2 protein-coding genes are annotated in these 1,661 nt (G+C 42.4%); both read left to right on the top strand.

Annotated elements, in window-relative coordinates:
• The coding region (locus A3729_RS24370; protein ID WP_197476028.1) for a uroporphyrinogen decarboxylase family protein at positions 1 to 701 on the top strand (701 nt) is incomplete at its 5' end.
• A gap of 173 nt (positions 702 to 874) precedes the next feature.
• A partial coding sequence (locus A3729_RS24375) for a hypothetical protein (RefSeq protein ID WP_156498112.1) occupies positions 875 to 1,661 on the top strand: 787 nt, incomplete at its 3' end.

Genomic DNA, 1,661 nt, shown 5'->3' on the forward strand with positions numbered 1-1,661 from the left:
CTTACGTAACGGATGCAGTGAGCACCATACGTAAAGAGTTGAATGGACGTGTTCCGTTGATTGGTTTCTCTGGGAGTCCTTGGACTTTAGCCACTTATATGGTTGAGGGTGGAAGCTCTAAAGATTTTCGCCATATCAAAGCGATGATGTATTCTCAGCCAGAAATTATGCATCAGTTATTGGATAAAATTGCCTTGTCTGTGATTGATTATCTGAATGCTCAAATAAAAGCGGGTGCGCAAGCGGTTCAGATCTTCGATACCTGGGGTGGAAACCTGAGTGATCATGCATATCAACAGTTCTCTTTGGCTTATATGAAGAAAATTGTAGCTGGCTTAATTCGGGAATACGATGGTCGAAAAGTCCCCGTGATTCTATTTACCAAAGGAGGCGGTTTATGGTTGCCTTCTATGGCTGATACCGGCGCTGATGCACTTGGTCTTGACTGGACGATGGATATCGGTAAAGCGCGTGCCTTGGTAGGTGATAAAGTTGCTTTGCAGGGGAATATGGATCCGTCGGTGCTATATGCTTCAGAAAAAGGTATTAGGGATGAGGTGGCTAGAATTTTGGCATCTTATGGTCCAGGTGAAGGCCATGTATTCAATCTGGGGCATGGTATTCATCAATTTGTTGATCCAGCACATGCAGGCTACTTTGTTGATGCGGTTCATGAACTGAGTGCTCAGTATCACGCTTAAGATCGTTATCTAATGCATAGAATTAAGGGTGCAACGTGGCACCCTTTCTTTTTCTAGCACAAAATGCCATGTAATTCCCACACGTGTCACATTTGCAGCAGGCTCTTATTTAACCTGTGCGACTCTTTTAATACAATCGATAGATAACCCTTAAGGTCTCCCAAGGAACTGTAATGAGGCATCTCTCTCTCTATTTTGCTAAGGCAATTTCAATTTGTATCTGCGCTACAATGATCGTGGCTTGCGATAATTTAGAAAATATAGCCTTTTTCAAAAGTGTTGGGGATCCTGACATATATCAAAGTGATGCCGAAACTAATATCGATAACAAAACCATCGATATCGAAGTCGACATGTCCGAAGATTTATCTCTTAAAGTGCTTCAAGCGACTCTTTTAGCTTACTTGGATTCGCCATTGTATCGATATTTAGATGCATCAGACTTTCCAGAAGATCTAAGTTTGATATGCGGAAATTATGTTAAAGATGTATTTGAGGACCCCATTAGTTGGGACAGTTCTAGGGAGCCGGGTCAGGCTTATAGCGAAGGTGATACAGTAGAGCTGGTCTTTGACAATTGTCAGTTGAGTACAGGGCAAGAAGTGTCTGGTGCTTTATCGATGGAATATAGTGATATGGGTGGGGTAAATGACACCTTCATGCCGGTTTCAACTGATTACTGTGTTGATAGGCTTAATATCCTAAACGAAGGCCCTGATTACGACACATTATATGTAGCAGGCCATGAAGTAAGATTTTTCCCCTTTGGTGATGACACGATAGTCCGAGTTTATGAGCACAGCTACGATAGCGATACGGGTGAGCGAATATCTACCCTAAGGGCATCTTATGAAGTTGCCAAAAATAGGCCAACCTTGATTATCAATGAGCGTTTAGGTGTCGATGCTGGTGCTTTAGCATCGTTGGACGGAGATGAAATTTATCATGTTTTTGAAGGTG

The organism is Oleiphilus sp. HI0043 (assembly GCF_001634935.1).